Source organism: Flavobacterium sp. GNP010 (assembly GCF_056428945.1).
On record NZ_JBWJVK010000010.1, the window covers coordinates 13646 to 27489 of the forward strand.

A 13844-nucleotide genomic window follows, 5' to 3' on the forward strand; every position below is an offset into this window, starting at 1 on the left:
CTAATTTATTAATGGTAATTTTATTATGAAGGTACTTCCCTTTCCCTTTTCACTTTCTACATATACTTGACCATTGTGGTCTTCAACAATTCGCTTTACATAAGCTAGACCTAAACCATGTCCTTTTACATTATGAATATCTCCCGTATGCTCTCTGTAAAATTTTTCAAAAATTCTTTTTTGAGCTATTTTACTCATACCTAGACCACTATCTTTTACTTTGATAATAATCATGTCTTTTACATTCTCGGTATAAATTTCAATTTCGGGAACATTAGGAGAATACTTGATAGCGTTTTCCAAAATATTCACAATCACATTAGTAAAATGAACGTCATTAATTAAAACTGTTGTTCTAATGGCTTTAAAATAGCAGGTTATTGTCCCTTGCCTATCTTCTAAAATTAAATTCACGTGATCTATTGCATCTTCAATAGTCTCATGAATATTATTTGATTCTTTCGTTATATCTAACTCTTTCTTTTCTAATTTTGAGATTCGCAATACGTTTTCTACTTGAGCATGCATGCGTTTATTTTCATCTTTAATCATCTGAAGGTATCTTAAAACCTTCTCCTTATCATCTATTATCTTTGGATTCTTTATCGCATCCAAAGCTAAATTTATTGTTGCAATTGGTGTTTTAAATTCATGAGTCATATTATTTATAAAATCATTCTTGATTTCAGAAATCTGACGCTGACGAATTAATTGATTCAATGCACTTGTATACGCAATCAAAATAATTAATGTAAAAACAATAGAAAGCACAGTAATACTAACAAGTTCCGACAATAAAAATTTCTTTTTTAAGGGAAAAGTAACCAATAATTGGTATTTACTATTTCCTTCATTATCCGTAAAAATTGGAATGGTATAGGTAGCATCTTTATCGTATTCAAAATCGTTAGACTTTATATTAGTAGCTAAATTGCCACTGTAAATACCAAATTCAAATTTTGTTTCGATACCATATTCCTCTAATTCTTTTTTAATCAATTTTTGCAAAACGTCAGTAGAAACACGTTCGTCTAAGGGCATTGCTGATAAAACATCCTTAGCCGAGATTTCAAATAGAGCGTTATCCAAAATATCCAAATTTCCAGACTTCTCAATTCTTACATCTGGTATCAAACTCTGATTAACACCAGATTTATCTAGATTATTGTTGTTGTAAACTTCGGTTACTCGTTTGGAACTAAAATTTTTAAATTTTTCACTATCAAATTTTTTATTAAGAAACGTTGGCGAAATATTATAATCTTCAGAAATGATACTGTTAGAGTATATTATTGTTTTATTAGTTCGTGGATTTTTTTGAACATAATAAAACTCTAAAATATCATCCTTTTTGGGAACTTTCCCCGTACTATCCTTGTAATGATTTATTTTATCATAAAAATTATATGACTCTTGCTTCTGAAGTTTATCTGCCACATTACCAATAATTTGCGTAACATGGAATTTAAACTGCTCATCATTATTTTTGAAAGAAGTATTAAACCAATACACTTGAACAAGAATTATCCCAATTAGGGATAAACTCATTAAAACAACAAGTAATTTAAAAAAAAATTTATTCATTGAAACAAATTTAGTATTTTAACGATATATTAAATAATACATTAACCAAACATTAACACCTATGGTTGTTTTTATGTAATCTTTAATAATTTAAGAATTTTATCAACTTCTAATTCTGTAGATTCGATCGTGATATTTTGAATGATAAAATCACTTTTTGAAATGCGCTGTTCATCAGTCCACTGCGCCTTAATCCGCTTCAAAACAAGTTCTTTTGTAGTGTGATCTCGAGCAATTACGCGCTGTATCCTTGATTCTAAAGGAGCTGTGACAGTTATTATATAGTCACAATTTTTATAATTACCGCTTTCAAATAAAATAGCTGCTTCATAAATAATTATAGGATGATCTTGCTGTTTAGATAACCACTGCGAAAAATGTTTTCGAACTGCTGGATGTACTATACTGTTAAGATTTTCTAATTTTTCAGTATTATTAAATACAATTTTGGCTAATTCTTCTCTGTTCAATGTATCATGATCAAATACACTAGTGCCAAAGACTTTTTTGATTTCGGCTATAATGGTTTGAGATTCCATAATTTTCCTAGCTTCATCATCAGCAATATAAACAGGCACACCATGTGATTTAAAATGATTTGCAATGGTCGTTTTCCCGCTTCCAATACCTCCAGTTAAACCTACTATTTTAGTCATACTACACTTTAAAAAATAATTCTGGAAATGCAACTTGTGGTTTCTGCTTCAAAATAATAATCTTGTAATACGATTTCATAAAACCTGTTCCATATCCGTAAAATTGTTTCCAAACCGCTATCAGCGATAAATATGCAATTTTAATACTTTTATTTTGGTATGCTGATGTTAAAAATAGCACCAAAAAGTAGACAAAATACAGTTGTAAGGGCAAATCAAAATTAAAAATAAGCATTACTAGAAAGGAACAAAAGAGTCCAATTATAAATACGGATGGAAAGAAAAAAGTAAGCTTATTGTGTTTTGGATACCAACTGTTAAGTATTGGCCTTGCTTTGCCAAATTTATTCACCTGAACAGAAAATTTATCCCAATCAATTCTTCGCTTGTGGTACACGTAGGCATCAGGAATGAGTCTGGTTTCAAAACCCAAATTCCACAATCGGATAGACAAATCAGGATCCTCGCCAGGATGAATATTTCCAAAACCCTTTGAAGCTTCAAATGCCTTTCGAGACAACCCCATATTGAAACTTCTAGGTTGAAACTTATCTATTTTCTCTGAACCACCGCGAATTCCGCCAGTAGTCAAGAAAGAAGTCATTGCAAAATTAATCGCTTTTTGAATATCTGAAAAACTGTCTAAAGCCCTATCTGGACCACCAAAACAATCTACAAAGTTTTTACTTAAAGCTGCATCAACTGCTGATAAATACTCTTTTGGAATAATACAATCTGAATCAAAGATGATAAAATAGTCACCTCTGGCTTTTTTCATTCCATAATTTCGAGAATCTCCAGGTCCTGAATTTTCCTTAAAATAATAGGAAATATCAAGCCTGTCTCCATATTTACTAGCAACATCCTTGGAGGCTAACGTAGATCCATCTTCTATTAAAACAATTTCAAAAATATCGTTATAAGTAGACTGGGACAAGCTCTCTAAAAGTTCATCCACTTCATCTGGACGATTATAAACTGGAATAATTAAGGAAAATAACATAACGTAGAAATGTGGTATTAAAGAAATTTTAAAGCTCAAAAAATTTTAACAAAGATAATCTTTATCCATAAAAAAACCATCAACAATTAAGTGATGGTTTTAGATATATTTCGTTTGCTAAAGTACCATTAACTTATACTGTCAATGTGAACCAATTCATTTGTATCCGTTTTATAATCAATTCCTTCTACGTCAAATCCAAATAAATTGTGAAAATCCTTTCTGTATCCTTCTAAATCTCCTATTTCAGATAAATTTTCAGTTACAGCCTCAATCCACAATTTAGCTACTTTTTCTTGAACATCAGGACGCATTTCTAAATCATCGATGCGAATTCTTCCACTTTCATCAACTGGAATTTCAGTACCAGTATACAATCTTTCTTGATACAAGCGTTGAATTTGTTCAATACATCCTTCATGTATTCCTTCTTCTTTCATTATTTTATATAATAAAGAAATATACAATGGAATAACCGGAATGGCCGAACTAGCCTGCGTTACCAGCGCTTTATTTACCGAAACAAAAGCTTTTCCATCAATGGCTTTTAAGCTATCTGTGATTGCAAATGCCGTTGCTTCAAGATGATCTTTGGCACGACCAATAGTTCCTTTTCTATACACTGCCTCTGTTAATGAGGGTCCAATATAAGAATAGGCTACAGTTGTAGCGCCAGGAGCCAGCAAGTTTTCTGCTTTTAAAGCATCAATCCACATTGCCCAATCCTCACCGCCCATTACGGCAACTGTGTTTTCAATATCGTCACCACTACATGGTTCAATAGAGATTTCAGAAACTTTACCCGAATGAAAATCGACTGTTTTATTAGTAAATGTACCTCCAATTGGTTTCAAAGTAGAACGATGCAAAACTCCAGTAACTGGATGCAGACGCACAGGTGACGCTAGACTATAAATAACTAAGTCCACTTGCCCTAAATCGGCTTTTATAAGGTTTATTGTTTGTTGCTTTACTTCATTAGAAAAGGCATCTCCGTTAACACTTTTAGCATACAAACCAGAAGCATGCGCCTCTTGTTCAAATGCTGCAGAGTTGTACCAACCTGGCGAAGCTGTTTTTCCTTCGGTTGGAGGTTTTTCAAAAAACACCCCAATAGTTCCTGCATTTGAACCAAACGCACTTGTGATTCTCGAAGCCAAACCAAATCCAGTTGAAGCTCCAATTACTAAGACTTTTTTAGCTCCGTTTATCGCTCCTTTTGATTTGATATATTCTATTTGATTTTTAACATTTTGCGCGCATCCTATAGGGTGAGAAGTCGTGCATATAAATCCTCTCATTCTTGGTTCTATGATCATATTCTTGCTTGTTCGTTTTTATAAATTTTATTGAAATTGTTCGATTATAATTAAAAAAAGACTCGTTTTAAAAGAAACAAATATAGAAGAAAATATTAGTTCAACAAGGCTTTGGCATGATTTAAGGCCGAATCAGAGACAACGGTTCCTGATAACATTTGAGCAATCTCTACCAATCGTTCCTCGTTATTTAATAACTTTAATTCGGATAATGTATCATCGCCAACCGTAGATTTAAATACTTTGAAATGCGCATTTCCTTTGGCAGCAATTTGAGGCAAATGTGTAATGGCAAAAATTTGCATTTCCAGACTCATCTCTTTCATGATTTCTCCCATTCTAATGGCAATTTCTCCAGAAACTCCCGTGTCAATTTCGTCAAAAATCAGCGTTGGTAATTTCGAATATTTCGCTAATATGGCTTTAACAGCGAGCATAATTCGCGACATTTCTCCACCCGAAGCAACTTTTTTTAATAACCCAAAATCAGTTCCCTTATTTGCAGAAAATAAAAACTGAAGGGAATCTTTACCATTTTGAAAATAGGTTTCAGTTGCATTAATATCAATATTGAATCGAACATTTGGCATTCCCAGAGTTTCTAAAATCGTGGTAAGCTGTTGCGATAAAACAGGTACAGAATCCAATCTATTAGCATGAATTGTATTCGAAAAAGCGTCTAGCTCCATTGTTTTTTGCTCAATAGCAACCGTTAACGCCGCAATATCTTCTTCCATGTTGCCTAATTCTAAAACTGAATTTTCGAGATTAGATTGTATTTCTAATAATTCAGTTATAGTTGCAACTTGGTGTTTCTTTTGCAAATTAAAAATCACTTGAAGCTTTTGACTAATCAAATCTAATTGCTCCGGATCATTAATCAACTTTTCTGCACTGCGATTCATTTCGCTAGCTATATCATCAAACTCGATGGTGATACTCGTAATTCGCTCCAACAAAGAATGATATTCTGAAGAAAATGGAGCAATCTTTTGTAAGGAAACCTTAATTTCATTCAAATTATGCAATACTCCTATTTGATCTTCATTGGTAATAGCCAACGATTTATCAATTGCTTCTTTTATCACTTCTACATTGTTCAACTGCTCAAAATCTGCCTCAAGCAATTCTTGTTCCCCTGCTTTTAATTGTGCAGCGACTAACTCATCTAATAAAAAAGTATTGTATTCTTGTTCTTTTTTAGATTCGCTTTGTTTTTTTAAAAGCGAATTTAATTTCGATTTATCCGATTTATAGCTTTTTAAAACCGCCTGATATTCAAGGATTGATTCTTTATTATTGGCAATCGCATCGATAATCTCGAACTGTACATTTTCATCTGAAAGTTCTTGAGTTTGCTGTTGCGAATGAATATCAATCAAGAACAAGCTCAATTCCTGAAGTTCTTGAAGGTTGACCGGACTATCATTGATAAAAGCACGAGATTTCCCCGAAGGAAGAATTTCACGTCTAATTATGGTTTCATTCTCATAATCTAAATCGTTTTCTTCAAAGAATGGAATCAAATTGTATTTTGAAATTTCAAAATGTGCCTCTATAACACATTTTTCTTCTTTGTTTTTCAAAGAAGTTAAATCGGCTCTTTTACCTAAAACCAAACCTATTGCTCCTAATATAATTGATTTTCCAGCTCCAGTTTCTCCAGTTATAATTGAAAAACCTTTTGAAAAATCGATGGACAATTTTTCAATTAAAGCATAGTTTTTTATCGAAAGTGACGTTATCATTTACTGTTGTATTTTGTGATGTGAAACTGAATTACCTAAAAATTGAAAACCAATTAATATTTTATCAGCATCCATTTACTTGAATTCAAAGGAGAGACTTTATTCAGATTATTGACCAAATCTGAAATGGTGATGCTAGGACCACCAGAAAAAATAGACACAATTTCATCTGATTTAGCATCGAAGAAAACACGAGTCAAAAAAGCGTTTGGCCGTGCAGTATTTAGTTTAACTAAATCACTAACAGATCCTTTTACTTTGTCTTTGGAGGCTTTCAAATCTTGATGCATCAAATCTAAACCCGTATGGTAGTCTAGCATGGTTTGACGTATTTGTTTAAAAGCAGGAGATAAAATATCGTTAACTAAAAAGTACCGATTTTGATTTCCGTCAGCCTGACTCCATCCTTTTGAACCGCCTTGTTGAGCAACGTTTAGTATGTTTTGAGCCGTTTCGAAGTAAAAATTTCCAGATTCAGAAACAAATGTGTCTGCATCCAATCCTAAAATCATATAGCTGTAAAAGGCCAAAACCGAAACTAAATTTGAATCAAATGTTGTCGGACTAAATACTAAATTTTCAAACTCGGTATATCTAAAATTAAAATCCTTATCGTTATAATTTAATACTGGTGAAGAATACGACGAATTAAATATTGGTCTAGACGATTGAACTTGAATGGTTGCTGTAAATTGATCAGAACTATTAGCCGAAACCGTAATGTACATCGAACAATTAATTTTTTCGTTTTGCTTTACTGCTTGACCTGTCCAATCTGTTTTGTTTACAAATTCACTAATTGAAGTTTGCAACGTTTTAAAAACTTGTTGATTGGTTACGCTCAGTTTCTGGGAATCCACTGTTACAATGCAGTTCAATTGTTGTGCCTTTGTAAATCCAAAAGTAAAAAGGAGCAAAAAAATAATTATTTTTTTCATCTGTAGATTTGTATAGTTGTAGAACGGTTGGCAATTGTTCAAACCTAGCATTTGTATTACAAATCCGTTTCACTTATTTCGATAAATGATTTTTTACTTTTTGTAAAATATCATCAGCAACTGCTTCTTTCGATTTCAATTCCATGGGTTCAATATTCAAATACTTATCAATAAAGGTAACTTTATTTGTTGGTTTACCAAAACCTGCCCCTTGATCTTGAAGCGAATTTAAAACAATCAAATCTAAGTTTTTTTTCTGAATTTTCAAGATAGCATTTTCAATTTCATTCTCTGTTTCTAAAGCAAAACCAATCAAAAACTGATTTATCTTGCGCTCTCCCAAAGAGGCTAAAATATCTTTCGTTTTTTCGAGCTCAATTGAAAAATTATCTGCTGTCTTTTTTATTTTTTGGTTCGCAACATTTTTAGGTCGATAGTCGGCAACGGCAGCTGCAGCAATTGCCACGTCTATATCATTGTATACATCATGACAGGCATCATACATTTCTTGTGCAGAAACAACATTAATGACCTGTATCAATGGATTTGAAACTTTACAATTAGTAGGACCTGAAACTAAAATTACAGACGCTCCTAAATTAGCAGCACTAATGGCTATATCAAAACCCATCTTACCTGATGAGTGATTGCCTATAAAGCGAACTGGATCAATTGCTTCGTATGTGGGACCGGCAGTGATTAAGATTTTTTTACCTTTCAGTGGCAGTTTACTGTTGAGATCATCTTCAATAAAAGCAACTATATTTTCTGGCTCGGCCATTCTTCCTTCACCTGATAAACCACTTGCTAGTTCACCACTTTCAGCAGGAATTATTGTATTACCAAATTGAGTTAAACTAGAAAAATTTGCAATAGTAGAGGGATGTTTGTACATATCTAAATCCATTGCAGGAGCAAAATAAACAGGACATTTAGCTGATAAATACGCCGCTACTAATAAATTGTCACACGTACCATTTGTCATCTTAGACAAGGTATTTGCCGTAGCTGGTGCAACAACCATCAAATCAGCCCAAAGTGCTAATTCAACGTGATTGTTCCATTTTTCATTTTCATCATCTTGATTATAAAAACTGGAATGTACTGGATTTTTGGATAACGTTGATAATGTAAGTGGAGTAACAAAATCCTTAGAAGCAGGTGTCATTATCACTTGGACATGTGCACCTGCTTTGATAAAAAGTCGAACTAATGTTGCTGTTTTATAGGCTGCAATTCCACCAGAAATTCCAAGTAGAATTTTCTTACCGCTTAAAACTGACATAGAACTATTATTTATTTGAATCTCTGTGGTAAATTTTGCCATCTAACCATTCTTGAACTGCTAGAGCATGTGGCTTAGGTAATTTTTCATAAAATTTTGAAACCTCAATTTGTTCTTTGTTTTCAAAAACTTCTTCAAGACTGTCATTATATGTAGCAAATTCTTCCAATTTCTCAGTCAATTCTTTTTTAATTTCAGAGTTAATTTGGTTTGCTCTTTTAGCCATAATTGTTATCGCTTCATACACATTACCAGTAGGCTCTTCTATAACAGTTTTGTTGTATGTTATAGTATTTACTGGAGCATTCGTCTTTTTTAAATCCATGACTTTATTTATTTAGTAAATTTTTGTAAATCTTTATCTATTCGAGCTAACATCTCAGTTGCTTCTTGCTTGTACTTAGTATCTGCTTTAAACTTAATCAAGTTTATTTGAGCTGCTTTTGCAACATTTAAACGCTCTTCCATTTTTGCAGGAACACTATTAATTGCTAATTTATAAGCTGAATCCAATTTGTAATACAACGCATCTTCTTTGTATGGAGTTCCTGGATAATCAGCTACAAAATTCTCTAGAGCAACAATTGCTGATTTGTAATCAGAAATGGTGTTGTACCCTTTTGCATTTTCGTATACCTTTTGTTCAATTTTTTCGCTTAGTACTTTTACAGCGGCATTTGCTTCTGCTAAGTATTGTGAGTTTGGATAATTATCAATAAAGGCTTGTAGTTTATCTAATGCTTTAGTCGTGTCTGCCTGGTCTAAGCTGTACACTGGTGATAACATTGAATAACTTTTTGCTCCTAGAAAAGCAGCTTCTTCAAGTTTTTCACTTTTTGGATAACCCGAAACAAAACTTTCAAATTGATACCCTGCTAATGTATATTGTTTTGTTTTGTAATAGGATTGAGAGAACATATAAAACAATTTTTCTGCTTGAGGCTTACCTCTATAAGCTGGGGCAATTTGCTCAAAAATAAGAATAGCTTTAGAATATTTTCCAGCGTCATACAATTTAGTAGCCATTTCAAATTTTACAGCGACATCTTCCGATTTTAATGCTTTTTGATATTCGTTGCAGGAACTAAACAAAGCTACGAGCAGTAATAGAGATACTATTTTTTTCATTTTTTTACTTTTTTGATGATTTCTTGGTTGAAATAATCCTTAAAATCATACCGAAGTTTCGGTGGCAAATTTAGTTATTAATTTAGCGACTTCAAAATATATTTTTTGTTTAAAAAAAAGCTTCTTTTTTATCCTTTTTTACTGATTTTTTGGACAAATTCATCAATTCTAACAGCAAGTGAATTGTCTACTTTTACAAGCGGTAAACGCACAGTGTTTTCTGCTATTCCTAAAGAATGAAAAACCTGTTTGATTCCTGCTGGATTACCTTGCTCAAAAATCATATCAATACAATCTGCCAAAAGGTACTGCGATTTGAATGCTTCATCGACTTTGCGATTTAAACCCAACCGAATCATTTCGGAAAATTCTTTGGGAAAACCTTGCCCTATTACAGAAATAACACCTGCACCACCAGCCAAAACCATTGGTAAAGCGATCATATCGTCGCCAGAAATTACTAGAAAATCTTCGGGTTTGTTTTTTAATAGTTGCATTGCTTGTACCATATCGCCCGCCGCTTCTTTTATGGCTACAACATTTGCAAAATCGTTGGCTAAACGCACTACTGTAGAAGGTAAAATATTACTAGCAGTTCTTCCTGGAACATTATATAAAATTACAGGGATTGGCGATGCTTCAGCAACTGCTTTAAAATGCTGATAGATTCCTTCCTGCGTAGGTTTATTATAATATGGAGAAACAGAAAGTATCGCCGCAAATGCTGATAAATCTCTTGTCTTTAACTCTTCAACAACTTTTAAGGTATTGTTTCCCCCTACTCCAAGCACTAATGGCAAACTACCATTATTAGCTTCGATTACAGTTTTAATTACTATTTCTTTCTCATCTTGGGATAATGTTGCATTTTCAGCCGTTGTACCCAAAACCACCAAATACTCAATTCCTCCGTCTATCGAAAAATGTACAATTCTTTTTAATGCTTCGATGTCTACAGAAAAGTCTTCTTTAAATGGGGTCACAAGAGCAACACCAGTTCCTATTAATGCTTGCATATTATATTTATATTTTGTTAAGTATTTTTAAATATTTGAATAACTCGCTTATGAAAAGTTTAAAATCACTCCCATCTGTTTGAATCATAAAATGATTCAATCTTTTATCAATCGACGAAAATCCAACTTTGAATAATGCTCTTGAACTGTGAGTAACTTTTAAAAGGATTGTCTTTTCTGCATCGTAATAACTTATTAATAAATCGAATTCTTTATTTATAAAATCATTGACTTCTGCCGAAGATATTTTTCCATTCCATCTTAAATGCTTTGCTCCAAAAGCAATTCGTTTTTTAGTTTCTAATGTATTAAAAGTATCACTGTAAATGATGACCGTTATATTCGCCGCAAGGATTCCGTTGACTTCCAGCTGTTTCACTAAAGATTCTGTCTCGCTAAAAACACTTGCATCTACAAGTAGACCTATTTTTTTTATAGCCTGAGTAGATTCACTATTTTTTAAATTTTGAAAGCTTTTTTTTAATGTTTTTTTTACAATAAAATCTTTAAAATAATTTAAAAACATAGTACTTTTACTTGATTACAAAATTAATTAATTAAGTCGCATTTAAAATGGTAAATCTAAAAAAGTATAACGATGTTTCTAAACTTTTTGTTATATTCTTAACATTTTTTTTTGTTGCTTCCTGCAGCAAACAAAACTACAACGTTACTAAGATCGAAGGAAAACGGATCACAATTACTGAAAAAGAAAACCAAGTTCCTGAAATTGAAAATTTTATCAAACCATATCGAGAACATATCAATAATGATTTAGACAGTATTCTAGCCTATTGCCCAGAAACATTAGATAAAAGTACTGGAAAATGGCAAACTACAATTGGAAACCTAATGGCTGATGTTACGTTAAGTAGAGGAAACATTGTTTTTCAATCCCGCGAAAAAAAGAATATAGATATTTGTTTACTGAACAGCGGCGGTATTCGTTCGATACTACCAAAAGGTAATGTTACAGCTAGAACCGCTTTTGAAATCATGCCTTTTGAAAATAGTTTGGTTGTCATTGCATTAAAAGGAGATCAAATAATTGAAATGGTTGATTTCTTTATCGCTGAAAAAAAATCACATCCGTTAGCAGGAGTCACTTTTACAATAGACAAAAATAAAGTTGCCAAAAATATTTTCGTGCAAGGAAAGCCAGTTCAAAAAGAAACTATTTATTATGTAGGAACCAATGACTACTTGTCTAATGGTGGGGACAATATGAACTTCTTTAAAAAAGGAGTTCAAAAATTTGATCTACAATACAAGTTGCGAAATATACTAATTGATTATTTTAAAGAAGTGGATACCATAACTGTAATAAAGGATATCAGAATTACAGAAGAATAAAAAATTCGAATTTAGATAATAAAATAGTTTTAGAAAACATAAAGCCCTAGCCCCGATTGAAGGGAAAATCATTTTTTATCGTTTTTCACAATAAAAAATATTGCACCAAAAAGCGGGAAATAGCTCCAAAAAAATATAAAATGAAAAGAAGAGAATTTATAGAAAAAACAGCTGCGAGTTCAGCTTTACTTAGTTTAGGTTTATCATTAAGTAGTTTTGAAACTTCACAGAAGAAACACCTGACCGTGTTACACACAAATGATGTACACAGTTATATTGATCCATTTCCTGCGGATCATCCAAGAAATGCTAATATGGGCGGTGTAGCAAGAAGGGCAGCCTTAATTGAAACCATTAGAAAAGAGAACCCAAATGTATTACTACTTGATGCAGGCGATATTTTTCAGGGAACTCCGTACTTTAATTATTATGGTGGAGAATTAGAATTTAAATTGATGAGTATGATGCAATACGATGCATCGACCATAGGAAATCACGATTTTGATAATGGTGTAGAAGGCCTGTACGCACAACTACCGCATGCTAAATTTGAGTTTCTATCTGCCAACTACGATTTTAAAAATACAGTTATGGATGGACAGGTAAAACCGTATAAAATTTTCAATAAAAACGGTATAAAAGTAGGTGTTTTTGGACTTGGGATTGAACTTGCAGGATTAGTTGACAAAGGCATGTACAAGGAAACCGTTTATAATGATCCTATTGAGGCCGCTCAGGATATGATACGTATATTAAAAAAAGAGCAACATTGTGATTTAGTGATATGTTTGTCGCATCTGGGATATAAATATCGAGATGAGCCTAATAAACTTTGTGACTTGAAGTTGGCCGAAATGACGCAGGATATTGACTTAATTATTGGTGGACACACACATACTTTCCTCGATAAACCAACTGTAGTAAAAAATCAAGTTGGCAAAGAAGTATTAGTAAACCAAGTAGGATGTTACGGTATTAACCTTGGAAGAATTGATTTTTATCTAGACAACGATAAAGCTAAAGCCTTTGAAGGGAAATCGATTATTGTTTAACAGTAATCGATTTATTTCAGTTTTTTGTTACTAATAATGGCCCTATTAACTACTTGCTTTTTGAAAGTCGTTTAATTGCTCAGCATCCATCACAAATTTGTAAAAAGTATAATAACTAGTGGCAAACAAAACCATACCCAACGGCCTTAAATAGGTTGGCGGAAAATCAGATAAAAAACATTTTTCAATAAAAACTATAAAATACAAGGCTATCGACACTAATCCAAAAATGGATAACCACGGAGTATAACTGTCTAGATTCATAAAATAATTAGACAAAACAAGGCCAGCAAGAATAGATACTAAAATGTTTTGTGCTACCAACGGAAAAAAACTGTCTTTTGTAATTTCATCTGAAATGGTGAGTAAATATGAAAAAACAAAAATAAAGGGAACAGTCGCGATTATAACTGGCACAAAATCTTTTATTTTATTTAATTTAACGACACAAAATACAATTAATATCCTGTGAACCATAATACTAACCAATCCTATATTTAAAAAGAGTTCTGAATCAAAAAGAATAAAAATACTGGTCAACAACAAAAAAAACAGAGTACATAAAAAAAGCCAACTTCTTTCCTTAGAACTTATCCAATACAAATACATTAACAGCAGTGCTACCAATGGTTTGAATGCAAAAACAATTGCTTCAAATGAAAATAAATTAGCTAAAACTTCAACAATAACAACCGCAAAAAACAACCAAACAATGGTCTTGTCATGTAAAAAACTATTTTTTGGAGTTTGTATTTTCATGTT

The 13844-nt window shown here is 32.4% G+C and carries 14 protein-coding genes; 2 read left to right on the top strand and 12 right to left on the bottom strand.

What is annotated here, in order from left to right:
- The 11 genes from AC061C_RS05910 to AC061C_RS05960 form a co-directional block, all read right to left on the bottom strand.
- A complete protein-coding gene (locus AC061C_RS05910) occupies positions 1-1584 on the bottom strand; it encodes a sensor histidine kinase (protein WP_478290398.1) in 1584 nt (527 codons plus the stop codon).
- A gap of 71 nt (positions 1585-1655) precedes the next feature.
- Positions 1656-2240, bottom strand: coding sequence for a dephospho-CoA kinase (coaE, locus tag AC061C_RS05915; protein WP_478290399.1), 585 nt, complete (start codon positions 2238-2240; stop codon positions 1656-1658).
- 1 nt (position 2241) lies between these two features.
- Complete coding sequence (locus AC061C_RS05920; RefSeq protein WP_478290400.1) at positions 2242-3243, bottom strand: glycosyltransferase family 2 protein; 1002 nt, start codon at positions 3241-3243, stop codon at positions 2242-2244.
- A gap of 128 nt (positions 3244-3371) precedes the next feature.
- Positions 3372-4562 carry an enoyl-ACP reductase FabV gene (gene fabV / locus AC061C_RS05925; protein WP_478290401.1) on the bottom strand — a complete coding sequence of 397 codons (1191 nt, stop codon included), beginning with the start codon at positions 4560-4562 and terminating at the stop codon, positions 3372-3374.
- A 95-nt stretch (positions 4563-4657) separates the two neighbouring features.
- Positions 4658-6310, bottom strand: a complete 1653-nt coding sequence (gene recN / locus AC061C_RS05930; protein WP_478290402.1) for a DNA repair protein RecN — start codon at positions 6308-6310, stop codon at positions 4658-4660.
- Positions 6311-6363: 53 nt separating this feature from the next.
- Positions 6364-7248, bottom strand: coding sequence for a type IX secretion system protein PorD (porD, locus tag AC061C_RS05935; RefSeq protein ID WP_478290403.1), 885 nt, complete (start codon positions 7246-7248; stop codon positions 6364-6366).
- A 73-nt stretch (positions 7249-7321) separates the two neighbouring features.
- Positions 7322-8533 (bottom strand): bifunctional phosphopantothenoylcysteine decarboxylase/phosphopantothenate--cysteine ligase CoaBC, encoded by a 1212-nt coding sequence (coaBC, locus tag AC061C_RS05940; RefSeq protein WP_478290404.1) that lies wholly within the window; start codon positions 8531-8533, stop codon positions 7322-7324.
- Between the two features lie 7 nt (positions 8534-8540).
- On the bottom strand, positions 8541-8858 hold the full coding sequence (locus AC061C_RS05945) for a DNA-directed RNA polymerase subunit omega (protein ID WP_026709525.1): 318 nt from the start codon (positions 8856-8858) through the stop codon (positions 8541-8543).
- 8 nt (positions 8859-8866) lie between these two features.
- Positions 8867-9661, bottom strand: a complete 795-nt coding sequence (locus AC061C_RS05950; RefSeq protein ID WP_478290405.1) for an outer membrane protein assembly factor BamD — start codon at positions 9659-9661, stop codon at positions 8867-8869.
- 128 nt (positions 9662-9789) lie between these two features.
- On the bottom strand, positions 9790-10677 hold the full coding sequence (gene dapA, locus AC061C_RS05955) for a 4-hydroxy-tetrahydrodipicolinate synthase (protein ID WP_478290406.1): 888 nt from the start codon (positions 10675-10677) through the stop codon (positions 9790-9792).
- A 7-nt stretch (positions 10678-10684) separates the two neighbouring features.
- On the bottom strand, positions 10685-11203 hold the full coding sequence (locus AC061C_RS05960; protein ID WP_478290407.1) for a DUF6913 domain-containing protein: 519 nt from the start codon (positions 11201-11203) through the stop codon (positions 10685-10687).
- A 47-nt stretch (positions 11204-11250) separates the two neighbouring features.
- Between AC061C_RS05960 and AC061C_RS05965 the strand changes: the two genes are divergently transcribed.
- Positions 11251-12030 carry a 5'-nucleotidase C-terminal domain-containing protein gene (locus AC061C_RS05965; RefSeq protein WP_478290408.1) on the top strand — a complete coding sequence of 260 codons (780 nt, stop codon included), beginning with the start codon at positions 11251-11253 and terminating at the stop codon, positions 12028-12030.
- Between the two features lie 140 nt (positions 12031-12170).
- Positions 12171-13082, top strand: coding sequence for a bifunctional metallophosphatase/5'-nucleotidase (locus tag AC061C_RS05970; RefSeq protein WP_417977135.1), 912 nt, complete (start codon positions 12171-12173; stop codon positions 13080-13082).
- A gap of 45 nt (positions 13083-13127) precedes the next feature.
- Here AC061C_RS05970 and AC061C_RS05975 read toward each other — a convergent pair whose 3' ends face one another.
- Positions 13128-13841: a hypothetical protein gene (locus tag AC061C_RS05975; protein WP_478290409.1), complete on the bottom strand. Its 714-nt coding sequence runs from the start codon at positions 13839-13841 to the stop codon at positions 13128-13130.
- Between the last annotated feature and the right edge of the window lie 3 nt (positions 13842-13844).

What these genes read in the sequence shown, in the direction of transcription:
- dapA (WP_478290406.1), bottom strand. Translation starts at nt 10,677, where the DNA reads ATGCAAGCATTAATAGGAACTGGTGTTGCTCTTGTGACCCCATTTAAA.
- AC061C_RS05910 (WP_478290398.1), bottom strand. Translation starts at nt 1,584, where the DNA reads ATGAATAAATTTTTTTTTAAATTACTTGTTGTTTTAATGAGTTTATCC.
- AC061C_RS05920 (WP_478290400.1), bottom strand. Translation starts at nt 3,243, where the DNA reads ATGTTATTTTCCTTAATTATTCCAGTTTATAATCGTCCAGATGAAGTG.
- recN (WP_478290402.1), bottom strand. Translation starts at nt 6,310, where the DNA reads ATGATAACGTCACTTTCGATAAAAAACTATGCTTTAATTGAAAAATTG.
- coaE (WP_478290399.1), bottom strand. Translation starts at nt 2,240, where the DNA reads ATGACTAAAATAGTAGGTTTAACTGGAGGTATTGGAAGCGGGAAAACG.
- AC061C_RS05945 (WP_026709525.1), bottom strand. Translation starts at nt 8,858, where the DNA reads ATGGATTTAAAAAAGACGAATGCTCCAGTAAATACTATAACATACAAC.
- coaBC (WP_478290404.1), bottom strand. Translation starts at nt 8,533, where the DNA reads ATGTCAGTTTTAAGCGGTAAGAAAATTCTACTTGGAATTTCTGGTGGA.
- AC061C_RS05950 (WP_478290405.1), bottom strand. Translation starts at nt 9,661, where the DNA reads ATGAAAAAAATAGTATCTCTATTACTGCTCGTAGCTTTGTTTAGTTCC.
- AC061C_RS05970 (WP_417977135.1), top strand. Translation starts at nt 12,171, where the DNA reads ATGAAAAGAAGAGAATTTATAGAAAAAACAGCTGCGAGTTCAGCTTTA.
- AC061C_RS05975 (WP_478290409.1), bottom strand. Translation starts at nt 13,841, where the DNA reads ATGAAAATACAAACTCCAAAAAATAGTTTTTTACATGACAAGACCATT.
- fabV (WP_478290401.1), bottom strand. Translation starts at nt 4,562, where the DNA reads ATGATCATAGAACCAAGAATGAGAGGATTTATATGCACGACTTCTCAC.
- AC061C_RS05960 (WP_478290407.1), bottom strand. Translation starts at nt 11,203, where the DNA reads ATGTTTTTAAATTATTTTAAAGATTTTATTGTAAAAAAAACATTAAAA.
- AC061C_RS05965 (WP_478290408.1), top strand. Translation starts at nt 11,251, where the DNA reads ATGGTAAATCTAAAAAAGTATAACGATGTTTCTAAACTTTTTGTTATA.
- porD (WP_478290403.1), bottom strand. Translation starts at nt 7,248, where the DNA reads ATGAAAAAAATAATTATTTTTTTGCTCCTTTTTACTTTTGGATTTACA.